Genomic DNA, 21,574 nt, shown 5'->3' with positions numbered 1-21,574 from the left:
CCCGCAAGCAGGCTTATCATGTTGACATCATCTTCTACACCGCACGCTGAATCGCTGATCCGCAACACCAACGCCCGCGTCACCAAGACGCGCGTGAAGGTGCTCGACTTTTTAATGGCGCAAAGCCGTTCGCTGACCCACCATGAAATCCAGCAAGCGCTGTCGCAGGACAGCGATATCGATTCCGTCACCCTGTACCGGGTGCTGGAATGGCTGACGGAAAATGAACTGGTGCACCGCATCGCGGGCGCCGACCAGGTGTGGCGCTTCAGCGCCGGTGCCGGCCACCAGGCGCACGAGCACGCGCACTTTCAGTGCACCAAATGCGCGAACGTCACCTGCTTCAACGAAGTCAAGCTGCCGCCGCCCGTGCTCTTGCCGGAAGGCTTCAGCGGCGGCGAAGTCGATTACCTGATAAAGGGCCTGTGCCCGCGCTGCAAGTAAGACCCTTCTGACATCACTTGAGCAGCAAGGCCAGGTGATGCTCGTCATAAAACAGGTCGCCCACGCGCATCGAGCGCGGCTCCGTGCCATACGCGATAAATCCCAGGGACTCATACAGGCGCAGGGCGGCATTGTTTTCCGCATTCACGCTCAAGTGCACTTGCATGATGGCAGGGTCCGTCTCGGCCAGTTCGATGCAGGCGTTCACCAGACGCCGTGCCACGCCATGGCCCCGCTGCGTCACATCGACGAACACGCCCCATAGCACGGCCTTGTGCGACAACTGGCGCAGCGATTCGCGCCGCAAGCCGGCAAAACCCACGAGACGATCGCCATCGAAGGCGCCAAAGCCGCGCTGCAGGGTGCCGCCGGCGATGCGCTGCACGTGTTCCTCCGGCGTGCGCGCCAGTTCATCCTCGCGTGACGCCGAAAACGAGCTGGGCGAATCGAGGATGGCGCGCAGGCGCAGCGCGCAAAAGGCGGTGGTGTCGGCTGGCGTCAGCAGGCGGATGACGATATCGGGTGCGGGCATGGGAGGACTCGGCAGTTTTTTCCCATTATACCCACGCCCTTCCCTTACGCACGCACGCGGCGCAAGCCCAGCAAGGTCCAGCCGTACAGGGCCGCCATCAGCAAGACCATGGCCGCGCCCAGCGCCGCCGTCCAGCTTTCCGGCAGCGACCAGGCCGGATCAAGCTTGCCGGCGGCCATGTAAGCTGCCATCGCCACGCAGATGGCGACGATGGGCCAGCCCAGGCGGCGCCGGAACGCCCGCACGACATCAAGCTTGCCGGTGCGCATGACCTTTGCCGTGACCCAGCCATCGAAGGTATCCGTCACGCCCATGCCGACGGCAAACACCGTCCCCGTCAGCAAGGCCGGCCCCATGCCGCCCAGCGCCACGGCCGCGTAGCCCCAGGCCGCCGCCTGCAAGGCCGTATCGAACACGAGCGCGAACAGCATGCCGACGAGGATGGCGCCCAGCGGCCCGGACGCGCGCCGCAGCCAGCCTGGCAGCAGCCGGCCGCGCACCTCGGCCAGTTGCGCGCCAGCCAGCAAGCTGCGCGCATTCAGCGCGGCTATCACCAGCAGCAAGACGATGGGCAGCCATTCCAGCCAGCCGAACACGCTTTCCGAAGGAGTGAATTGCCTGGATGCCAGGGCGGCAACGGCCACGATGGCCAGCACGCAGACGCCATGCCCGAGGGCAAACAGCGCCCCCATCCACGGCGTCCAGCGCGGGTGGGCCGCCTGGCTACGCAAGGTGAGGCCATCGACGGCGGCCAGGTGGTCCGGTTCCAGGCCATGCCGCATGCCAAGCAGAAAGATCAGCGCCAGGGCGGGCAAGCCCGCTTCCACGCTCATGCGGCCACCCCGACGGGACTACCCGCCTTGACCACGCAGCGGTCCAGGCCCCGGATCAGCATCTCCTGCGGCAAGTCGCGGCCGATAAAAATGATCTTGCTGGCGCGCGGCTCATCGTCGCGCCACGGTGCGCCCAATTCCGAGCCCATCAGCATGTGCACGCCCTGGAACACGGCGCGGCATGGCAAGTCGGCAACATACAAAATGCCCTTGTAGCGCATCAGCTGGGCGCCGAACAGCTGCACCACCGCATCGAGAAAGTTTTCCACCTGGAGCAGATCGAGGGGCTGGGACTGGTGGTAGACGAACGATTGCACGCCGTCCCCATGGCGGTGACCCAGTTCGCCGAGGAAATCCGGCTCCAGTTCGACGATGGCGTTCAGATTGAAACCGCGGATGTTCAGGATGTCGCGCAGCGGAACATTGCCGAAGCGCACTTTCTGTATGCTGGCGCGGCCATTGATGGCGACCAGGCGCTGGCGCAGCGCGGCCAGGTCGTCCTTGCTGACCAGGTCCGTCTTCGACAGCAGGATGCGGTCGGCAAAGCCCACTTGCTCCTGCGCTTCCTTGTGCGCCGTCAATTGCTGCTGCGCATGGCGCGCATCGACCACCGTCAGGATGGCGTCGAGCATATAGCACTCGCTGACGGATGGCTCGGCAAAGAAGGTCTGCGCCACGGGACCGGGTGCGGCCAGGCCCGTCGTTTCGATGATCACATGATCAAACGCGATCGCCCCGGCGCTGCGCCTGGCGTGCAATTCTCCCAGGATGCGGATCAGGTCGCCCCGCACGCTGCAGCAGATGCAGCCATTGTTCATTTCCACGATCTGCTCGTCGCTGTCCTGCACCAGCAAGCCGTGGTCGATGCTTTCGGCGGCGAATTCATTTTCGATCACGGCGATGCGCATGCCGTGATCGCCCTGCAATATGCGCTTGAGCAAGGTGGTTTTCCCGCTGCCGAGAAAACCCGTGATGATGGTGACGGGGATCAGTTCTGTCATAGTGTGTTCCTGTCCAAGTTAATCTTCGAGTTCTTCCATCCGTTGCCATTGGGGAAACGGGTCGGGCAGCTGGCGCCAGGCGGCCATGCCCTGGCGCGTTTCCGTGGTGTTGAGTTGACATTCCCTCAAGTTCGCCTCGATGGCGGCCTGGTCCATGTCCTGGCCGATGAAGACGAGCTCCTGGTAGCGGTCGCCGTACGTTTCGCTCCAGCCCGCCTTGACTTCCGCCAGCGAGGCAGCATCCGTGGGCCAGCGCTCCTTCGGCACGGCCGCCCACCACAGGCCCACGGGCTCGATATTCATCAGCTTGCCCGCGCCGGACAGGCTGGCCACCCATTCGGGGCGGCTGGCCAGCCAAAAGTAGCCCTTGCTGCGCACCACGCCCGGTATCGGTTGCGAAATGTAGTCGTGCAGGCGCTGCGCGTGGAACGGCTCCTTCGCCCGGTAGACGAAGCTGCCGATGCCGTAGGTGTCCGTTTCCGGCGTGTGGGTACCCGCCAACTCCTGCGCCCAGCCCGGCATGGCGGCCGCCTGCTCCAGGTCGAACAAGTGCGTGCCCAGGATGGCGTCGAGCGGCACGATGGACTGGTTGGTTTCGATGATGCGCGCGCCGGGATTGAGGGCTTTTAAAATGGCCAGCACGCGCCGGCGCTCGTCCGCCGCCGCCATGTCGACCTTGTTGAGGACGATGACATTGGCAAACTCGATCTGTTCCGTGATCAGGTTGGCCAGCTGGCGGTCGTCGCCCTCGCCCGCGATCTCGCCGCGCTGCTCCAGGCTGTCTTCGCTATGAAAATCCGCCAGCAGGTTGGCGCAGTCGACGACGGTGACCATGCAGTCGATGCGGGCCACGTCGTTCAGGCTGTCACCGTGCTCGTCCTCGAAGTCGAAGGTGGCGGCCACGGGCATCGGCTCGCCCACGCCCGTCGATTCGATCAACAGGTAATCGAAGCGGTCTTCAAACGCCAGGCGCCGCACTTCCAGCAGCAGATCGTCGCGCAGGGTGCAGCAGATGCAGCCATTCGACATTTCCACGAGTTTTTCTTCCGTGCGCGACAGTGCCGCGCCGGCCGCCTCGGCACTGTCCTTGACCAACGAAGCGTCGATATTGACTTCGCTCATGTCGTTGACGATGACGGCCACGCGCTTGCCTTCGCGGTTGCGCAGTATGTGGTTGAGCAAGGTGGTCTTGCCGGCGCCGAGAAAGCCGGACAGGACGGTGACGGGGAGTTTGCGCTGGGGCATGGGGAATCCTTCGAATTGGTGGGCGCGTGATGGCGGAAGCAAATGCAGTTCAATTGCATTTGCGAATTATAATGCAACTTACTTGCATTTAGCATGCTAATCATCACCTGCCATCCTGAACACGCCGCGCAGTCCAGGCCACCTCCTCAAGGTGCTATAGTGGAATCGCACCGGCTCTGCTATCGAAGCAAGCGCCTGGCGACTGAACAGCTAAATTCTCACAGTGCCCAAGGAATCGATGATCTTACGCAGCCATACAACGTTTTTTGCATTAGTTATTTTGATGATGGGCAGTGCGATTGCCGCGGAAATAAAGCACCCGATCAAGCACTATATTTACTTCAATCACCGTGAACCGCACGGGGAAAACATCCGCGCGGATAAGGCATTAAGCGATCCGCGCTTCAGCGGTGCTCAAATCGTGTACACCTGGCGCAGCCTGGAGCCGGAACAGGACCGTTACGATTTTGCGCCGATCCGCCACGACATCAGCTATCTCGACTCGATCGGGAAAAAACTGTGGATACAATTGCAGGAAAAATCATTCACGCCGCGCCACAATGTGCCGGCATATTTGCTCAGCGATCCTCGCTACCAGGGCGGCATCATCAAGCAGAGCATGCTTTCCGCACCGGAACGCGACCCGCATAAAGCGGTCACCGATGATGAATATGGCTGGTCGCCAAAAATGTGGGAAGCGCCGGTACGCGAGCGTTATCAACGCTTGATCCAGGCGCTGGGCAAGGAATTTGACGGGAAAATCGAGGGCATCAATTTCAGCGAAAGCTCGATCGACATTGGCATGGAAGACGGCAAGGGAAATACGACGTTCCCCGATGATTTCAAGCCGCAACACTATGTCGATGCCATCAAGGACAACATGCGGGTACTGGCCGCGGCTTTTCCCCACACCACCACCATGGTGTATCTGAATTTTCTGCCCGGTGAATGGCTGCCGTGGACCGACAAGGGCTATATGCGCGGCCTGTTTGCGCAGGCGCAAATGCTGCGTATGGGCGTCGGCGGTCCTGACCTGATGCCGTATCGGAAAAGCCATATGGGCCAGAGTTACGGCTTTATCAAGGACTATCCGGCGAACCTGGTCAAGGGCATGGCCGTACAGGACGGCAACCTGCGCCAAATCAATCCTCGTACCGGGAAAAAGAATTCAGTCGAAGACTTGCTCGACTTTGCCCGCAACTACCTGGACCTCGACTATATTTTCTGGGTGGAAGACGAGCCTTACTTCAGCAATGAAGTGCTGAAAAAACTGCCGGCACATTGACAGGCGGTCGCGCCATCGCGCGCGACCCTGTGTCCATGCGCCTTGCACGGCTGTCATCGCCGCGTCATATGGCGGCGTTACAGTCGCGTCCTTTGAATCTTTCCGAGGGCGGTAATGAAAACAAATTGGGTCATGCTGGCGGCGCTGGCAAGTGCGGGTCTCGTCGGTTGCAACGGCAGTTCGAATACGGCGCCAGCCATTCCCGAGGGCACGACGGTCACCGTGGCATTGCTGGAAACGACCGATATCCACTCGAACGTCTTGAGCTACAACTATTACGCGCTGGCCGAAGACACGAGCCTGGGCCTGGAGCGCACGTCGACCCTGATCCAGGCGGCGCGCGCGGAAAACCCGAACAATGTGCTGCTCGACGATGGCGACGTCATCCAGGGCACCTTGCTGGCCGACCTGCAAGCCGTGGCCGCACCCGTTCCTTGCAGCGGCACCCTGGCCGTGCACAAGGCCATGAACGCGCTGAAATACGACGCGGGCGGCATGGGCAACCATGAATTCAACTATGGCTTGCCCTACCTGAGCCAGATCACCAACACGGATTTCGGCATACCGGGCGTGGCCAAGCCCACGGGCACCTGCGGCGCGCCGGCCTTCCCTTCCGTGCTAAGCAATGTCGTCGGCGTGAGCAGCGGCAAGCCCATCTTCCAGCCCTACGCCCTGCTGCCCCGCGATTTCGCCGCCACGGCGCCCGACGGCAGCAAGCTGACCGTGAAAATCAATGTGGGCGTGCTGAGCTTTGTGCCGCCGCAAATCCTCGAATGGGACCAGAAAGTGCTCGCCGGCAAAGTCAGCGTGACGGGCGTGCAGGAAGCGGCGAAACAGTATGTGCCGGAATTGCGCAACAAGGGCGCCGACCTCGTCGTGGCCCTGTCGCATGGCGGCCTGGACACCAGCGCCTACAGCCCGAAGATGGAAAACGGCAGCTATCACTTGACCAGCACGGGCATCGACGCGCTGATGATCGGCCACTCGCATTTGATCTTCCCGAAAGGCAAAGAGACGGGCGCGGCCGCGCTGGACGCCTCGTTTGCCGCCTTCCCCGCCAGCGCGAAGATCGACGCCGTCAACGGCTTTGTGAACGGCGTGCCCACCGTCATGGCGCAAAGCTGGGGCCGCCGTCTGGGCATCATCAAGCTGACCATGGTCTATCAGGGCGGCAAGTGGGTGGTGCAGCCGGCCAGGACGACGGTGGAATCGCGCGGCTTCAAGTACACGGACGGCACGACCCTCGTGAAAGCCGACCCGGCCATCGCCCCGCTGGTAGCCACCGAGCATGCGGCCACCATCGCCTACGCCAGGCAGCCGCTGGGCATCAGCACGGATTTCGAGATGTCGGCCTACTTCGCGCTGGTGGGCGACGTCAGCGCCATCCAGCTGGTGAACCAGGCACAGCTCGATTACGTGAAGAACTTCATCGCCACCAGCACGGATGCGACCTTGTCCAGCTACAAGAATATCCCCGTCATCTCGTGCAGCGCGCCATTCAAGGCGGGCCGCAACGGGCCGTCGGACTTCACGGACGTGGCCGCGGGCGCGACGCCGGCCGCGCCGGTTGGCTTGCAGGTGCGCAATCCGGGCGACCTGTATTTATATAGCAATAACAACTTGCAAGCCGTGAAGATCAAGGGCGCGGACTTGAAGGCCTGGCTGGAAACGTCGGCCAGGCAATTCGCCCAGATCGACCCGAGCGCCACGGCGGAGCAGGACCTGGTGCCGTCGTATGGCACGATCTACAACTATGACGTGTTCTACGCGGAAAACAATGCCCTCACGTATCAGATCGACGTGACGAAAAAGGTCGGCAGCCGCATCGTCAACCTCACGTACAAGGGCGCGCCCGTGGCCGATGGCGATGATTTCATCGTCGCCACCAACGATTACCGCGCCGGCGGCGGCGGCGCCGTGCCGGGCATCGACGGCAGCAAGACCATCATCAAGTCGCCCGATGCGAACCAGGCCGTGGTCAGCAACTACCTGGCGTCGCTCAGTACCAAGGGCGGCAAGGTGACCCTGGCGGCCAATGGCAGCGCGCGCAGCTGGAGCTTCGTCAAGACGGCCACGGCCGGCCCCGTGATCCTGCGCTCGGCGCCGGGCCACCTGGCGCTGGCGCAAGGCAGCGGCATCGCCAGCGTGGCGGCCGAAGGCGGGCTCGATGCCAGCGGTTTCGCCAAGTACCGCATCGACCTGAGCAAATAAGGTCCATGGGCCGGGACTGCGGCAGTTCCGGCCTGTTTTGATGAAAGGTCATCCAGATGAAACACGCACTCTCCCTTCCCGCCGTCGTGCTGGCTAGCGTCCTGGCCGCCTGCCAGGCGTCACCGCCGCCCACGGCGGCCGAAATCGAAGCCGTCGCCATGCATGCGCGCCAGGCGGGCGACCACCAGGCCGAGCGCCAGGTACGCAGCTGGGCCGGCAAGGACATGCCCGTCGCCGAGCGCGAACTGGCGCTGATTTACCAATCCCGTCCAGAACGCCGCGCCGATGCATTGAATCTGTTCGAACAGGCGGCCCGCGCCGGCGATACGGAAGCGGCGTTCGAGCTGAGCCAGATGCTGCGTGCGGCCACGCCGGCCCAGGCCTGGCTGTGGTACCGGCAAGCGGCGCAGCAAGGCCATGCGAAGGCGGCTCTGATGCTGGGCTTGCTGGCGGCGAATGGCGAAGGCGTGCCGCAAGATCCCGTCATAGCGGCGCACTGGCTGGCCAAGTCCAGCGAACTGGGCAATCCACACGCCATGTTCCTGCTGTACAACGCCTACCGCGAAGGCCGCGGCGTGCCGCGCGACCTGGCCAAGGGCCGTGAATTGCTGGAGGAAGCGGCCCACCACGAATACCCGCCCGCCCTCCAGGAACTGGCCATGACGCTGCAGGCGGACGACGCCCTGCGCGCGGGCCACCTGATGAAGGAAGCGACGGAGCACCGGCATAACAACTGGAACAAGTTTTAAGAACTGGGCAAAAGGCCAGTGGCGTGATCGTCGCCTGCCTTTATATACTGGCAACTTGCAAGCGTGCGGGAGCGGCAGCGATGGAGCGCTTATGATGCAAGTACGCCGGCTGAGCTTGCTCGGACGGCGTGGCAAGCCATCCCGTACCAAAAAGTTTACACTGGTTTGCATTTTAGAAATTTTACTCTGGACCAGCCCCGGTGAGTGTGCATTCAGCCCAGCCAGTGTTTGAGTAGCGCCGGTGCGTCCATTGCTCTGCCTAGCCATGAAAGAAAGAGTCCAATGAAAAAGCTGACCACCGCCTTTGGCGCGCCTGTCGTCGACAACCAGAATATCCAGACGGCCGGCCCCCGCGGCCCCGCCCTGTTGCAAGATGTCTGGTTCCTGGAAAAGCTGGCCCACTTCGACCGTGAAGTGATTCCCGAGCGCCGCATGCATGCCAAGGGATCGGGCGCGCACGGCACGTTTACCGTCACGCACGACATCACGCGCTACACGCGGGCCAAGATTTTTGGCGCAGTGGGCAAGCAAACGCCGATGTTTGCGCGCTTTTCCACGGTGGCCGGCGAACGGGGCGCGGCCGATGCGGAACGCGATATCCGCGGCTTCGCCCTGAAGTTTTATACGGAAGAAGGTAACTGGGACCTGGTCGGCAACAATACGCCCGTGTTTTTCATGCGCGACCCGTTGAAATTCCCCGATTTGAATCACGCCATCAAACGCGACCCGCGCACGGGCTTGCGCAGCCCCAACAGCAACTGGGATTTCTGGACTTCGCTGCCCGAAGCGCTGCACCAGGTGACGGTGGTGATGAGCGACCGGGGCTTGCCGCGCAGTTTCCGCCACATGCATGGCTTCGGCAGCCATACCTTCAGCTTCCTGAATGCGCAAAACGAGCGTTTCTGGGTCAAGTTCACGTTTAAAACCCAGCAAGGCATACAAAACCTGACGGATGCGCAAGCCGAGGAACTGGTCGGCAAGGACCGCGAAAGCTCGCACCGCGACCTGTATGACAGCATCGAAAACAAGGATTTCCCCCGCTGGACCCTGTACGTGCAGATCATGCCGGAAAAAGAGGCTGGCACGTATCACCTCAACCCCTTCGACCTGTCGAAAGTGTGGCCGCACGGCGACTACCCGCTGATCGAAGTGGGCGTGCTGGAACTGAACCGCAATGCGGACAACCATTTCGCGGAAGTGGAACAGGCAGCTTTCAACCCGGCCAACGTGGTGCCCGGCATCAGCTTTTCGCCGGACAAGATGCTGCAAGGCCGGCTGTTTTCGTATGGCGACGCGCAGCGCTACCGCCTCGGCGTCAACCACAGCCATATTTCCGTCAATGCGCCGAAATGCCCGTTCCACAGCTACCACCGCGACGGTCAGATGCGCGTCGACGGCAATCAGGGGGGAACGTTGGGCTATGAACCGAACAGCGAGCAGGAATGGGCCGAGCAGCCGGACTTCCGCGAACCGCCATTGAGCATCGAAGGCGCGGCCGACCACTGGAACCACAGGGTCGACGAGGATTACTATTCGCAGCCGCGCGCCCTGTTCCAGCTGATGACGCCGGCACAGCAGCAGGCGCTGTTCGACAACACGGCGCGCGCCATCTCGGGCGCTTCGGAGCAAGTCAAGCAACGCCACATCGGCAATTGCACGCTGTGCGACCCCGCCTATGGCGCGGGCGTGGCCGAAGCGATCAGCCGCCTGAGCAAGTAAGGCAGGCTGAAAGGAACCCGGAAGGCCTGGCAACAGGCCTTCCGCCGCAACGATCCGCGGCCAGGCGGCCAGGCCTGCCTACCAGCGCTGGATATCGATCCGGCCAGTGACGCTCGTTTCCACCGGATAGCCCTCGACCTGCGACGGCACGCGCCGCTTGACGGACGAGTCGCGCAAATACACGACGAGCGCGTCCTTGCCCACGGCCGTGTGTCCCACGCTGACGCCTTCCACGCCGTCGATGGCCATCAGCGCCCGCTCGTTGCGCCGCTTTGCCGCTTCCAGGCGGCCGTGGGGCGCGGCCGGGGTGTACTGCCCCATGCCCTGTCCAGGAATCTCATCCGGTAAGTACGGCATGGCAGCGTCTTCGAAGACGGCATATGGCGATGGTACGAATTTACTGTTTGACATGACAACCCTCCTGAGGCATTCCATGATACACCCGGCCATCCGGCGCTGCAGCGCCGTTCGCCGGGCACAACCATGCATGGCTGCGGCCTCTCATACAATCATCATCGTGCAAAAAGCAGCGTTATGCAAGGCGGCACCTGGCAGCGTGCTCAGGTGTACAAATTGATGTCGAGCGCCGCCACCACGCGCCGCATCTGGTTGGCAAACGTGATGTTGTTGCCGCCCGCAAACAGCAGGCCGACGGGATTGCGCTGCTGGTTCCAGGTCCAGATGGACGAACCCGAATCGCCGCCCGCGCTGAACGCCCCGCTCACGCCCGTGATGGCGATCTGGTCCTGGAACAGCGCGATCCTGCCGCCGCCGTAATTGACGTTGATGGTGGCGCCCAGGCCCGTGATGCGGCCCTGCGTCAATTGCGTCGTGCGGCCGGACTTGCCGACCATCATGCCCAACGCGGGGGCCACCAGCGCATTGCTGATACGGAAGTAGGCGGGCACGCCGCCGCTCAGGTAGACCAGTTCGGGCCGCACGCGGTCAGGCCAGGCCCAGCCGGTGGCGCAATCGACGTAATTGACGCCGCCGCTGAAATTGATGGGCACGAAACGCTCGAGCACGGCCACCTGGTCTTGCGGACAACGTCCCCCGTCGATGGGACCAGGCTGCACGATGCAATCGTTGAACACGCCGCCGTTGGAATTGGCCAGCACGTGATTATTGCTCAGGATCATCAAGCGGCCGCTGCGCGGCGCGCTGCGCCCCACGGCCAGGCAGCCGATGGTGCCGGCCGTGATGCGGAAATGCCCGACCGACACGCCGCCCGGCGCCGGGCGCAAGCGGAAACGGTGCGGTTGCGCATCGATCACGCCCGTGACGACGATGTTGACGGGCACCTTGTCGCTGGCCACGGCGCGCACGCCCATGGCCCCCACGATGGCGGCCTTGGCGCGGTCGACGGAGGTGGGTTCGGCCACGTACAGGGTCAGGGCCGGCAAGCCCGGCTCGCCGGACGAGCTGTCGCTGGCGCCCTCGCCCAGGCCGATGGACACGCCCTGGATATTGCCGCCGTCGCTGAAGGCGTCGGCCGCGCGCACGCCGCCCGCCTGGGAAATACCCTGGCGCATGCCGTCTTCGATGCTGCGCTTGATTTCCAGCAATTCCATGCTGACGCCGCTCAAGGCGTCGGGTACCTCCGAGACGGACGCGCTCTCGATCGTATGGTCGCCTTCGCCGGGGGCGGCAAACTGGCCGACGGCCTCTTCATCGTCCGCGCTTTGTCCCCTGCCGCTGCCGCCAGGCGGGGCGCTGAAACCATTCTCGTTACCTATCATTATGTTCTCCTCGTGGGTCGTCGCAAGACCAGTGTGGACGTGCCGCGCAGGCCAGTATTGATCTGGATTGAACCGCGCTGACGCATGGCTGCCTTGTCTCAATGGGCGCAGCGAGGATAAAAATAGTTCCCTCGTCAAGGTTGAGCGAGATCAGTCGTGCGGGCAGAGGCAGCGTCGTATACTTGACTGGCAGGCTGGAACTGGGCCTGCACACGGCAGCAACGGTATGGATGGGAAAATAATGACGATTCCTGGTAGGCCACACCAATCCGATGACGACGCGCCTGCGGGCAAGCAAGGCCAGCATGCGGGTTTTGTGCACGGCATGGCGGCCTGGGCGGAAAAACACCGCATCAGTCCGTGGCGTGGCAGTTTTGCCGACTTCATCGAGCAAATCCTGCCCGGCCGCGCGGGCCTGCTGACGCGCAGCGCGCACCAGTATCTGTGGGACATGATGCGCTGGAACGGCCAGACCGACGACAGCGGGCGCTTCCGCTGCCGCCTGTTCGACGACGAGCTGTTCGGCATCGACGAGGCGATCGACCGGGTCGCCGCCTACTTCAAGGCCGCCGCCGCCGGCTCCGAAGTGGGCCGGCGCATGCTGTTGCTGCTGGGCCCGCCATCGGGCGGCAAGTCCACCATGGTGATCTTGCTCAAGCGGGGGCTGGAAGAATACAGCCACAGCAGTGAAGGCGCGCTATATGGCATCGCCGGCTGTCCCGTGCACGAATCGCCGCTGCATCTGGTGCCGCACAGCATGCGCGCCGACTTTCGCGCCAGCTATGATGCCGAACTGCACGGCGAACTGTGTCCCCATTGCCGCGCCCGCCTGGAGGAACAGTACGGGGGCGACTTCCTGCGCATGCCCGTCGAGCGCATCCACCTGTCCGAGGCGGGCCGCTGCGGCATCGGCACATATGCGCCGCACGATCCCACCACGGCCGACCTGGCCGACCTCGTGGGCTCCGTCGACCTGTCGAAAGTGGCGCAGTACGGCGATGAAGGCGATCCGCGCGCCTGGTCCTGGTCGGGCGCCGTGTATGCGGCCAGCCGCGGCATGCTGGAAATGATCGAAATCCTCAAGGTCAAGCGCGAATTTCTCTACACCCTGGAGCACTTCCCGAACCACCACCGGGCGCTGGCGTCGATGGCCAAGCTGGGATTGCGGCTGAAAAGCGCGCAGCCGGTGGGCGCCCGCTACACGGTCAGTTGCTACTTCGAACGGGCGATCGCCTTCGCGCCGCACGACGTGACGGCGCGCATGGTGTTTGGCAACTACCTGCTGGCCACGGGCCAGGATGCGATGGCGCTGGAACAGCTGGATGCGGCCAGCCGCCTGGCGCCCGAGCAGGCCACCATTCAGTACAACCTGGGCTTGATGTATGTGAAAAAGAAGGAATACGAGAAGGCCAGCGCGCATGCGCAAAAAGCCTATGCGCTGGGCTTCCCCTTGCCGGGGCTGAAGAACAAGCTGAAGGCGGCGGGCAAGTGGCGCGAGCCGCCGCCGGCGCCGGCCGTCGTTGAAGCGAAGGAAGCACGGAAAACCGAGGAACCGGCCGTGCCGCCGGTCGAAGAACCTAGCGGGGAATGACGGCCGGCCGCTGGGCCACGCTCCAATGCCCCGTCGGCGAGGCGGCCAGCGCGGCAGCCAGGTCGCGCCGCGATTGCGCCTTGTCGGCGGCCTCGCTGATGAACGCCAGTTCGGCCGGCTGCAGCGCGGTGACAGCGAGCAGCATCACTTCGCCATATGGCGTATCGAACGATGGCGCGATGCTGCTTGCGCCCTGGGCCAGCAGCACGCCCACCTGTTCGTCCTCGTCTTCGAGGCCTGCCGGCGCATCGCGCACGTCCAGCACCATCGAGACGCTGCCGTGGCGCTGCACCAGCAAGTCGATGGAGCCATGGTCAGCCACGTTCTGGCTGACCTGGTAGATCAGGTCGAACAGCCACGATGCCTGCACCGCATCGCCGTCGAAGGCGGACAGCGGCGCCTCGATGCACACTTCCAGCAGGTGGCCGCGCGGCACAAACACGTCGTCGTCATCCTCGAACGGATCGCTCAAGCCATCGCTGGCGATGATGATGGTATCGGCCCGGCGGATCACCCTCCAGGCCTGGCGCAGCGATGGCCAGCGGGGGCCTCCCATGAAGGCCGGGTTGACCAGCGGCGCCAGCACGTCAGTGTCTACGGTGCCCAGGGTGGCATAAAAGGCGTCGCGCGCGGCGCAAGCCGCGGCCAGCATTTGCGCGCCCGCTTCCTTGCCGACGACGGCGTCGTCCGGTTGCGGTACTTGTGGAATATCGTTTTCAGGCATGTTATCAATCTATTATTTACGACACCTGACAAAACCGTAGCGAGCGGAAGGGAGAGGTGGCTAAGAAGCGCAACCGTACTCTAGTACGGTGAGCATCGCAGGCCGCCTATACCGACGCGCAGTAGGGTTGGTCGGGTGTCAATCAGCAGGAGGGAAATCGTGATAATTGCGGGGCAGATAGCCCCAGATGCGCGCCACCCGGTCCCGCACCTCGAAATCGAAGCCGATGCGTTGGAGCTCCGGCACGATCCACACGCCATGGTCGATGATTTTCTTCGGCAGCAGCATGGCCACGTGTTCTTCCGAGTACAGGCTGATGTCGAACCATTCCACGCCCAGGAACGGGAACGGCGGGTGGTAATCCCATTCCGTGTCCCAGCGCGACACGTAGCCGGACACGGAACCGTAGCGGTACGACGGCACCCAGTCGGTCCGCCCGCGCATGAAGGCCAGCAGTTCGTTCCACTTGCAGTCGTTGGCGGCGCCGGCCAGGTTGCGCCGCGCGATGTGGCCGCGCAGCTTGCGCTTGATGTCGTCGCCGCCGGCGTCGGCCAGCGGCAGGCTGGCGTGCGCCGCCAGGGCCATCAGCGGGCCACCGGCTTGACTTTGGACGCGGCCAGCACGGCGCGCTGGCGGGCCGTGTCGATATCGTCGGCCGTGGCCAGCGCCACGCCCATGCGGCGGCGGGCGAACGATTCCGGCTTGCCGAACAGGCGCAAATCGGCGCCCGGCACCTTCAAGGCGTCGGCCACGCCTTCGAAGGCGATGCCTTTCGCTTCCAGCTGGCCGTAGATGACGGCCGAGGCACCGGGCGAGCGCAGCGCCACGTTGACGGGCAAGCCGAGGATGGCTTTCGCGTGCAGCTCGAATTCGCTCTGCACCTGGCTGGCCATCGTGACCATGCCCGTGTCGTGCGGACGGGGGCTCACTTCCGAGAACCACACCATGTCGTCCTTGACGAACAGCTCCACGCCGAACAGGCCCAGGCCGCCCAGGTTGTCCGTCACCTTGCGGGCGATCTCGCGCGAACGCTCGAGGGCCAGCGGCGCCATGCGGGCTGGCTGCCACGATTCCACGTAGTCGCCGTGCACCTGCAAGTGGCCGATCGGCTCGCAGAACTGCGTTTCGATCTGTCCCGAAGCGCCGACGGCGCGCACCGTCAGCAGGGTGATTTCGTAGTCGAAGTCGATGAACCCCTCGACGATGACGCGGCCCGTGTCGACCCGGCTGCCGCTGGCCGCATACGCCCACGCCGTCTCCACGTCAGCGGCGCTATCGAGTTTGGACTGGCCCTTGCCCGACGAGGACATCACGGGTTTGACCACGCACGGAAAGCCGATCTCCTGGCACGCCAGCTGCAGTTCCTGCAGGCTGCTGGCGAAGCGGTAGGGAGAAGTCGCCACGCCCAGGGTTTCGGCCGCCAGGGTACGGATGCCTTCGCGGTTCATCGTCAGCACGGCCGCGCGCGCGTTCGGGATGCAGGTGATCTGCCCCGCCGCTTCCAGCGCCGCCAGGGTCTCGGTGGCGATGGCTTCGATTTCCGGCACGATCAAATCCGGCTTTTCCAGGTCGATCAGGGCGGCCAGCGCCACGCCATCGCTCATGTCGATCACGTGCGAGCGGTGCGCCACGGGGTGCCCCGGCGCGTTCGGATAGCGGTCGACGGCGATCACTTCCACGCCCAGGCGCTGCAGCGCAATGATCACTTCCTTGCCCAGTTCGCCGGAACCCAGCAGCATGACTTTGATGGCGGTGGAAGACAGGGGCGTGCCGAAGGTGCGCGGGGCGATGGTGTTGCTGGTGCTGATAGTCATGGGCAGGGTCAATCTGGCAATGGAAAGATGGCCGGAACTATAGCAAATGCCGGCCATCTTGGACAGGGTGCGCCGCTGGCGTGCGCCCCCTGCCCCGCGTGGCGGGCTAGCCCGCGTACGCGCGCTTGATCTGCTCAATGTCGATTTTTTTCATGCCCATCATGGCCTTCATCACACGCCCGGCCTTGACGGGATCGGGGTCGCCCAGCAGCTTGATCATCAGGGTGGGCACGATTTGCCACGATACCCCGAACTGGTCTTTGAGCCAGCTGCATTGCTGCGCTTCCGGCGGCCCGCCCCGGGACAGCAGGTTCCAGTAGTGGTCGACCTCGTCCTGAGTTTCGCAATTGACCTGGAACGAGATCGCTTCGGAAAACTGGAATTGCGGCCCGCCGTTCAAGCCCGTAAACGTCTGGCCATCGAGTTCAAAGGCCACCGTCAGCACGCTGCCCGGCTCCTGGCCGTGGATTTCCTTGCCTTCCTCGCCATAACGCAGGATCTGGCCGATCTTCGAATTGGGAAATATTTCCGTATAAAACCGGGCCGCCGCCTCGGCGTTGCCGTTGAACCATAAACATGGGGTAATCTTTTGTACGCTATGCATGATGTCTCCCTAGTCCGAAACAGGAACGCCTTACCTGTGCGGGAAGGACCGCCACCAATATAGTCATTATTGCGCCGCCGGGGCGCGCAATTTGCCTCCCCCTTGCGCGACGTCGTCGCGCGCCAGCATGCCGGCGCTGGCCAGCAGCCGCAGCCGGGCCGATCGCCATTCCGCCTGGCAACGGATGCGCTCCTGCTGCGCTTCGAGCAGCGCGGACTGCGTGTTCAGCATTTCCAGGATATCGGCCGCGCCCAGGCCGAACTTGCGCCGCACGCTGGCCAGCGCGTCCTGCGCCGCATCCAGCCACGCTTGCGCAGCGGCCAGGTTGGCCAGCGCCGTGCTGGCCTCCGCATGCGTTTTCACCAGTTCCATCAGGGTCTGCTGCTGCACTTCTTCAGCCTCGGCTTCCCTTTGCCCCGCCTGCGCCTGCGCGCCGCGCACCTTGTAGTGGCGCGCAAAGCCGTCGAACAGGGGGATGTTGAGCGAGATGCCCACCAGCGTTTCGCGCGTGGAAGCCGGCGACAAGCCCTGGCTGGGCCGGCCGTTCTGGTAGAGATTGGCCGTCAGGTCGATGCTGGGGCGGCCCTCCGAGCGGGCAATCTCCACCCGTTCGCGCGCCGCCGCCAGCTGCGCCTGCGCCGCCAGGATGGCCGGATGACGCTCCCTGGCCCTTGCCAGCCAGGCGTGCATCTCATCTTGCAACCCGTCGCGCAGGCCCGCCGCCGCGCCGTCCGCGTCGTCGTCCAGGATCACGCCCGCATCGGCCGGCAAACCCAGCGTGTAGACCAGCACGGCACGGGCCTTGTGGAACTCGCCGTCGGCGCGGCTGGCGCCCAGGGCCGCCTTGGCCAGGGCGCTGGCCGCCTGCAGGGTGTCGCTGTGCGAGCCGAGACCCCGCTGGGCGCGGCGCTGCGTGGCCTGCACCGTTTCATTGGCCAGCGCCTGGTATTCCTGCCGCATGCGCACGCTGGCGCGCGCCGTCTGCGCCTCGAAATACGCGCTGACCGTCGCCGCCAGGGTCTTTTGCAGCACGGCGTCGCGGTTGGCCAGGGCCGCGTCCAGCATGGCTTGCGCGGAACGCTGGCCCGCCGCGCGCCCGCCGAAGTCGAACAAACGCCAGGACAGGCTCAGCGAGCCCGTATTGCTGTTCAGGCTGCCGGACGGCGTGCCGGCGCCCGGATAGGCCGTGCGGTCGTGCACCCGGCTCAAGCCCCCATTCAGGGTGGGCAGATAGGCGGCCCTGGCCTCGCCCACGCCGGCCGCCTGCAGCCGGATGCCGGCCCAGGCGCCGTGCACCTGCGCGTTGCGGCACAGGGCCAGGTCGACGGCCGCCGGCAGGGTCAACGGGACTGCGGCTTCATAGGTAGATGGACATGGCGCGGCGTCCAGCATCTGCGCCCGGACTGGCGCGGCGGCCAGGAACAAACCGGCGGCGAAGAAAATGGCGGCGTGCCTAGCGTTCATGCAGCGCCTCCTTCTGGTGCCGCACCAGCGGCGAGAGCACGTATTCGACCACCCTGCGCGTGCCCGTACGGATTTCCGCCCGCACGGCCATGCCGGCCGACAGCGGCACCAATCTGCCGTCGATGACGATGGACGGCTGGCGCAAGGTGATCCTGACGGCGTAGACGGGCCCCTTTTTTTCATCCTCGATGGCGTCGCGCGAGACGCTGCTGACGACGGCGGGCACGGTGCCATACTTGGTGTAGTCGAAAGCGTCGATCTTGACGGCCACCGCCTGCCCTGCCTGCACGAAACCCACGTCGCGGTTTTCCAGCATGGCGTCGATTTCCAGCTTGCCCTGGCGCGGCACGATCTGCATCAGCGCCTGCGCGGCCGGCACCACGCCGCCCACCGTATGCAGTTTCAGTTGCTGCACCGTGCCGTCGACGGGGGCCGTCAGGCGCAGCAGACTGCCGCGGGCGCCCGCGCGGCGCGCATCCTGGCCGCTGGCGGCCGCCACTCGCGCCCCTTCCGCCAGCGCGTCGTACGCATCTTTCCGCGTTTGCGCCACCAGGGCCGCCCGTTCGCTGCGGGCCGACGCCAGCTGGCCGGCCAGGTCGATGCGCGCCTGTTCCTTCTCCAGCCACGCGTGTTCGGCCACGTCGCGCGTGGCCAGCAGCGCCCGGTAATCGCCGGCCCGCTGTGTCGCCAATGGCAGCGCCTGCGCGTAGCGGGCGATTTCGCCGTCGAGGTGCGCCAGCCGGGCGCGAAAGCTCGCGTACTGGCCATCCACGTGCGCCTGCGCGGCGGCGCGCTCCACGGCCGGGATCGCGTCCGGCGCCGCCAGCTTCGGCATCGTCAGGGTGTCGACGGCGGCGATCAGCGCGCGCGCGCGGGCCACCTGCAGCGCGGCCGCCACGGCGTCGCCGGCCGCCTTGTCGCGCTCGGCGTCCGGTCCCCGGCTGTCGAGTTCCACCAGCAGCTGGCCCGCCTGCACGGCCTGTCCCTCGCGCACGTGCAGGGCGCGCACGGCCGCCACGTCGACGGAGGCGATGGTCTTGGTGTTACCGGATGGAATGATCTTGCCCGCCGCATGGACGATGATGTCGACCTTGCCAAAGACAGCCCACAGCACCACGCTGCCGACCAGCAGCATCAGCACCCTGGCAGTCAGGCGCAGCGACGGCGACACGGGCCGCTCCTGCAGCGCCAGCGCGGCCGGCAAAAAGGCCGCCTCGTCTTCGCTGAGCACGGGGCCGCCCAACGCGGCGCGGTTGCGCCAGCTGTGCCGCAGCACCTGGCAATAGCGTTTGAACAGCTCGCCATACGCGGCGAGACGGTGGCCGGCGCTCATGTTGCGTCCCCTGTTGCGCTCCCGTGCGTACCCTGCTGCAGGCTGTACAAATGGGCATAGATGCCGCCCGGCCGCTTCAGCAACGCGTCGTGGCTGCCCAGTTCCGCCACCTGCCCCCGCTCCATGACGACGATGCGGTTCGCTTCGCGCACGGCCGACAGGCGGTGGGCGATGATGAGCACGGTGCGTCCCGCGCAAATGCCGCGCATATTGTCCTGGATGATCTTTTCCGACTCGTAGTCGAGCGCGCTGGTCGCTTCGTCAAAAATCAGGATGCGCGGGTCGCCGATCAGGGCACGGGCGATGGCGATGCGCTGGCGCTGGCCGCCTGACAAGCCCGTGCCGTGCTCGCCCACCATGGTGTCATAGCCTTCCGGCAGCTCGCAGATAAAATCGTGTGCGCCCGCCAGTTTCGCCACGGCAATGACCGCATCGATGGGCAGCGCCGGGTCGCTCAGGGCGATGTTGTCGCGCACGGAGCGGTTGAACAGGATGTTTTCCTGCAGCACCACGCCGATCTGGCGCCGCAGCGACGCCGTGTCGATGACGGCGATGTCCTGCCCGTCGATCAGCACCTTGCCCCGCTCGGGGATGTACAGGCGCTGCGCCAGCCGCGTCAGGGTGCTCTTGCCGGAGCCGGAACGCCCGACGATGCCGATCACCTCGCCGGGCGCGATGGCGATCGACACCTCGCGCAGCACCTCGGCCGCGTCGGGTCGGTAGCGGAAACCCACCTGCTGGAAGTCGATGGCGCCGGCGATGCGCGGCAGGCGCGCCTTCTGGTTGCCCGCGTCTTGGCTACCTGCTTCCGTGCGGGCGTTGAGGATGTCGCCCAGCCGGCTCATGGAGATGCCCACTTGCTGGAAATCGTTCCACAGCTGCGCCAGGCGCAGGATGGGCGAGGCCACCTGTCCCGCCAGCATGTTGAAGGCCACCAGCTCGCCCACCGTCATCCTGCCGTCGATGACGAGCGTGGCGCCCCACCACATGATGGCCGCCGTCACCAGTTTACTCACCAGAGTGACGCCGCCGCTGGCCAGCATGCCGATATTGTTCGCCGACAGGCCGGCCGACACGTAGCCGGCCAGCTGCTTTTCCCACTGCTGCTGCCAGCGCGGTTCCACGGCCATGGCCTTGACCGTGTCGACGCCGCTGATGGTTTCAACCAGAAAAGACTGGTTTTCCGCGCTGCGGTTGAATTTGTCGTTCAAACGCCCCCGCAGCACGGGCGTGAGCAGCATCGACAGGACCGCGTAGATGGGGATAGACGCGAGCACGACCACGCTAAGCGCCGCGCTGTACCACAGCATGGCGGCAATGAAGATGAAGGAAAACAGCAGGTCGAGCACCAGGGTCATGGCGTTGCCGGTAAGAAAAGAGCGGATGTTTTCCAGTTCATGGATGCGGGCCACGGAATCGCCCACGCGGCGCGCCTGGAAATACGCGATCGGCAAGGCCAGCAGGTGGCGGAACAGCCGCGCGCCCAGTTCCACGTCGATCTTGCTGCTGGTGCGCGCGAATACATAGGTGCGGATGAGGCTCAGCGCCGCTTCGAAGACGATGGCGCAGACCAGGCCGATGGCCACCACGTTCAAGGTCTGCATGGCGTGGTTGACCAGCACCTTGTCCATCACCACCTGGAAAAACAGGGGCGTGGCCAGGCCGATCAATTGCAGCACGAAGGAAATGAGCAGCACTTCGCCCAGCAGCCTGCGGTATTTGACGATGGCGGGAATGAACCAGCTGAAGTCGAAACGGGCCGTCTCGCCCGCATAGCTGGCCTTGCTGGTAAAAAAGATCAGTTCGCCCGACCAGGCGGCGAGGAATGCGTCGCGGCCGAGGATCTGCGGCGGCTGGCCCGGATGCTGAATCAGCACCTTGCTCACGGCGCCGTCGCTGCTGTCGACCTTGCCGAGAATAAAGAAACGCCCGTCGTGACCGATGGCGATGGCGGGCAGCGGCGCTTGCGCCAGCCGTTCGGGCGCCTGGCGCACCAGCTTGGCCGTCAAGCCCAGCCCTTTCGCGGCCAGCAGGACGGTTTGGCGCGTGAACACGGCCTGGCCGAAAGCGTGCTTGAGCTGGGCGCCGTCGGCGGCGATGCCGTGCAGGCTGGCCATCAGCAGCAGCGACAGCAGGCCCGTGTCGGGCGCGGGTTCGGTGGACGAAGTGGCGTGGCGATATGGAAGTACGGTCATCGGATCATGTCGGAAATCAATGGCGCAGCCGGGCCGGCACGTGCAAGGCCGGCCCGGCTGCGCGGGAGTGGAACTACGTGCTCAAGCGATC

General features: G+C 64.7%; 19 protein-coding genes. 6 read left to right on the top strand and 13 right to left on the bottom strand.

All coding sequences use genetic code 11. The features are described 5' to 3' along the window. Positions 1 to 18: 18 nt before the first annotated feature. A complete protein-coding gene (locus JAB8_RS02555) occupies positions 19 to 444 on the top strand; it encodes a transcriptional repressor (protein ID WP_070218730.1) in 426 nt (141 codons plus the stop codon). 13 nt (positions 445 to 457) lie between these two features. Here JAB8_RS02555 and JAB8_RS02550 read toward each other — a convergent pair whose 3' ends face one another. Genes JAB8_RS02550 through zigA form a run of 4 tightly spaced genes read right to left on the bottom strand, consistent with a single transcriptional unit; the run spans position 458 to position 4,055 of the window. Beyond that, entirely contained in the window at positions 458 to 976 is a 519-nt protein-coding gene (locus JAB8_RS02550; protein ID WP_070218729.1) for a GNAT family N-acetyltransferase, read from the bottom strand. A 44-nt stretch (positions 977 to 1,020) separates the two neighbouring features. Then, a complete protein-coding gene (locus JAB8_RS02545; RefSeq protein ID WP_070288322.1) occupies positions 1,021 to 1,809 on the bottom strand; it encodes a hypothetical protein in 789 nt (262 codons plus the stop codon). Continuing rightward, positions 1,806 to 2,810 carry a GTP-binding protein gene (locus JAB8_RS02540; protein WP_070288320.1) on the bottom strand — a complete coding sequence of 335 codons (1,005 nt, stop codon included), beginning with the start codon at positions 2,808 to 2,810 and terminating at the stop codon, positions 1,806 to 1,808. Before JAB8_RS02540 ends, JAB8_RS02545 begins: the two co-directional genes overlap by 4 nt. A gap of 18 nt (positions 2,811 to 2,828) precedes the next feature. Continuing rightward, entirely contained in the window at positions 2,829 to 4,055 is a 1,227-nt protein-coding gene (gene zigA, locus JAB8_RS02535; RefSeq protein WP_070288318.1) for a zinc metallochaperone GTPase ZigA, read from the bottom strand. Between the two features lie 238 nt (positions 4,056 to 4,293). Between zigA and JAB8_RS02530 the strand changes: the two genes are divergently transcribed. The 4 genes from JAB8_RS02530 to JAB8_RS02515 all read left to right on the top strand — a co-directional run bounded on the left by JAB8_RS02530 (position 4,294) and on the right by JAB8_RS02515 (position 10,019). Then, positions 4,294 to 5,340 carry a hypothetical protein gene (locus JAB8_RS02530; protein ID WP_070288316.1) on the top strand — a complete coding sequence of 349 codons (1,047 nt, stop codon included), beginning with the start codon at positions 4,294 to 4,296 and terminating at the stop codon, positions 5,338 to 5,340. 114 nt (positions 5,341 to 5,454) lie between these two features. Continuing rightward, positions 5,455 to 7,551, top strand: a complete 2,097-nt coding sequence (locus tag JAB8_RS02525; RefSeq protein ID WP_070288314.1) for a bifunctional 2',3'-cyclic-nucleotide 2'-phosphodiesterase/3'-nucleotidase — start codon at positions 5,455 to 5,457, stop codon at positions 7,549 to 7,551. A gap of 56 nt (positions 7,552 to 7,607) precedes the next feature. Next, complete coding sequence (locus JAB8_RS02520) at positions 7,608 to 8,300, top strand: tetratricopeptide repeat protein (protein ID WP_083287539.1); 693 nt, start codon at positions 7,608 to 7,610, stop codon at positions 8,298 to 8,300. Positions 8,301 to 8,582: 282 nt separating this feature from the next. After that, entirely contained in the window at positions 8,583 to 10,019 is a 1,437-nt protein-coding gene (locus JAB8_RS02515; RefSeq protein ID WP_070288309.1) for a catalase, read from the top strand. 78 nt (positions 10,020 to 10,097) lie between these two features. Here the strand turns inward: JAB8_RS02515 and JAB8_RS02510 are convergent, their stop codons facing one another. Both JAB8_RS02510 and JAB8_RS02505 read right to left on the bottom strand, forming a co-directional pair. Continuing rightward, positions 10,098 to 10,430 (bottom strand): hypothetical protein, encoded by a 333-nt coding sequence (locus JAB8_RS02510; RefSeq protein ID WP_139142910.1) that lies wholly within the window; start codon positions 10,428 to 10,430, stop codon positions 10,098 to 10,100. A 149-nt stretch (positions 10,431 to 10,579) separates the two neighbouring features. Next, the gene (locus JAB8_RS02505) at positions 10,580 to 11,758 is read right to left on the bottom strand and encodes a hypothetical protein (protein WP_070288305.1); all 1,179 of its coding nucleotides are present in this window, start codon (positions 11,756 to 11,758) and stop codon (positions 10,580 to 10,582) included. A 241-nt stretch (positions 11,759 to 11,999) separates the two neighbouring features. On the opposite strand from JAB8_RS02505, the gene JAB8_RS27980 reads away from it, so the two are divergent. Continuing rightward, on the top strand, positions 12,000 to 13,349 hold the full coding sequence (locus tag JAB8_RS27980) for a hypothetical protein (protein ID WP_083287538.1): 1,350 nt from the start codon (positions 12,000 to 12,002) through the stop codon (positions 13,347 to 13,349). Here the strand turns inward: JAB8_RS27980 and JAB8_RS02490 are convergent. From JAB8_RS02490 to JAB8_RS02460, 7 genes are all read right to left on the bottom strand, one after another. After that, positions 13,336 to 14,073: a hypothetical protein gene (locus JAB8_RS02490; protein ID WP_070288304.1), complete on the bottom strand. Its 738-nt coding sequence runs from the start codon at positions 14,071 to 14,073 to the stop codon at positions 13,336 to 13,338. The genes JAB8_RS27980 and JAB8_RS02490 overlap by 14 nt on opposite strands. Positions 14,074 to 14,211: 138 nt before the next feature. Further along, on the bottom strand, positions 14,212 to 14,658 hold the full coding sequence (locus JAB8_RS02485) for a DUF6678 family protein (protein ID WP_070288303.1): 447 nt from the start codon (positions 14,656 to 14,658) through the stop codon (positions 14,212 to 14,214). Next, a complete protein-coding gene (purT, locus tag JAB8_RS02480; RefSeq protein ID WP_071654373.1) occupies positions 14,658 to 15,887 on the bottom strand; it encodes a formate-dependent phosphoribosylglycinamide formyltransferase in 1,230 nt (409 codons plus the stop codon). Before purT ends, JAB8_RS02485 begins: the two co-directional genes overlap by 1 nt. A gap of 106 nt (positions 15,888 to 15,993) precedes the next feature. After that, positions 15,994 to 16,494 (bottom strand): VOC family protein, encoded by a 501-nt coding sequence (locus JAB8_RS02475; RefSeq protein WP_217494190.1) that lies wholly within the window; start codon positions 16,492 to 16,494, stop codon positions 15,994 to 15,996. 63 nt (positions 16,495 to 16,557) lie between these two features. Beyond that, positions 16,558 to 17,955: a TolC family protein gene (locus tag JAB8_RS02470; RefSeq protein ID WP_083287537.1), complete on the bottom strand. Its 1,398-nt coding sequence runs from the start codon at positions 17,953 to 17,955 to the stop codon at positions 16,558 to 16,560. Continuing rightward, positions 17,945 to 19,288 carry an HlyD family type I secretion periplasmic adaptor subunit gene (locus tag JAB8_RS02465; RefSeq protein WP_070288300.1) on the bottom strand — a complete coding sequence of 448 codons (1,344 nt, stop codon included), beginning with the start codon at positions 19,286 to 19,288 and terminating at the stop codon, positions 17,945 to 17,947. Before JAB8_RS02465 ends, JAB8_RS02470 begins: the two co-directional genes overlap by 11 nt. Then, a complete protein-coding gene (locus JAB8_RS02460) occupies positions 19,285 to 21,483 on the bottom strand; it encodes a type I secretion system permease/ATPase (protein WP_070288299.1) in 2,199 nt (732 codons plus the stop codon). Before JAB8_RS02460 ends, JAB8_RS02465 begins: the two co-directional genes overlap by 4 nt. Positions 21,484 to 21,574 lie beyond the last annotated feature (91 nt).

This window comes from Janthinobacterium sp. HH106 (assembly GCF_001758725.1).
In the GTDB taxonomy this organism is placed as follows: domain Bacteria; phylum Pseudomonadota; class Gammaproteobacteria; order Burkholderiales; family Burkholderiaceae_D; genus Janthinobacterium.
The sequence above is the reverse complement of the archived record's forward strand: the minus strand, read 5'-3'. Positions and strand labels throughout refer to the sequence as shown.

Excerpts from the sequence above, each read along its gene's own strand:
- JAB8_RS02555 (WP_070218730.1), top strand. The coding sequence starts at position 19 with ATGTTGACATCATCTTCTACACCGCACGCTGAATCGCTGATCCGCAAC.
- JAB8_RS02550 (WP_070218729.1), bottom strand. The coding sequence starts at position 976 with ATGCCCGCACCCGATATCGTCATCCGCCTGCTGACGCCAGCCGACACC.
- JAB8_RS02545 (WP_070288322.1), bottom strand. The coding sequence starts at position 1,809 with ATGAGCGTGGAAGCGGGCTTGCCCGCCCTGGCGCTGATCTTTCTGCTT.
- JAB8_RS02540 (WP_070288320.1), bottom strand. The coding sequence starts at position 2,810 with ATGACAGAACTGATCCCCGTCACCATCATCACGGGTTTTCTCGGCAGC.
- zigA (WP_070288318.1), bottom strand. The coding sequence starts at position 4,055 with ATGCCCCAGCGCAAACTCCCCGTCACCGTCCTGTCCGGCTTTCTCGGC.
- JAB8_RS02530 (WP_070288316.1), top strand. The coding sequence starts at position 4,294 with ATGATCTTACGCAGCCATACAACGTTTTTTGCATTAGTTATTTTGATG.
- JAB8_RS02525 (WP_070288314.1), top strand. The coding sequence starts at position 5,455 with ATGAAAACAAATTGGGTCATGCTGGCGGCGCTGGCAAGTGCGGGTCTC.
- JAB8_RS02520 (WP_083287539.1), top strand. The coding sequence starts at position 7,608 with ATGAAACACGCACTCTCCCTTCCCGCCGTCGTGCTGGCTAGCGTCCTG.
- JAB8_RS02515 (WP_070288309.1), top strand. The coding sequence starts at position 8,583 with ATGAAAAAGCTGACCACCGCCTTTGGCGCGCCTGTCGTCGACAACCAG.
- JAB8_RS02510 (WP_139142910.1), bottom strand. The coding sequence starts at position 10,430 with ATGTCAAACAGTAAATTCGTACCATCGCCATATGCCGTCTTCGAAGAC.
- JAB8_RS02505 (WP_070288305.1), bottom strand. The coding sequence starts at position 11,758 with ATGATAGGTAACGAGAATGGTTTCAGCGCCCCGCCTGGCGGCAGCGGC.
- JAB8_RS27980 (WP_083287538.1), top strand. The coding sequence starts at position 12,000 with ATGACGATTCCTGGTAGGCCACACCAATCCGATGACGACGCGCCTGCG.
- JAB8_RS02490 (WP_070288304.1), bottom strand. The coding sequence starts at position 14,073 with ATGCCTGAAAACGATATTCCACAAGTACCGCAACCGGACGACGCCGTC.
- JAB8_RS02485 (WP_070288303.1), bottom strand. The coding sequence starts at position 14,658 with ATGGCCCTGGCGGCGCACGCCAGCCTGCCGCTGGCCGACGCCGGCGGC.
- purT (WP_071654373.1), bottom strand. The coding sequence starts at position 15,887 with ATGACTATCAGCACCAGCAACACCATCGCCCCGCGCACCTTCGGCACG.
- JAB8_RS02470 (WP_083287537.1), bottom strand. The coding sequence starts at position 17,955 with ATGAACGCTAGGCACGCCGCCATTTTCTTCGCCGCCGGTTTGTTCCTG.
- JAB8_RS02465 (WP_070288300.1), bottom strand. The coding sequence starts at position 19,288 with ATGAGCGCCGGCCACCGTCTCGCCGCGTATGGCGAGCTGTTCAAACGC.
- JAB8_RS02460 (WP_070288299.1), bottom strand. The coding sequence starts at position 21,483 with ATGACCGTACTTCCATATCGCCACGCCACTTCGTCCACCGAACCCGCG.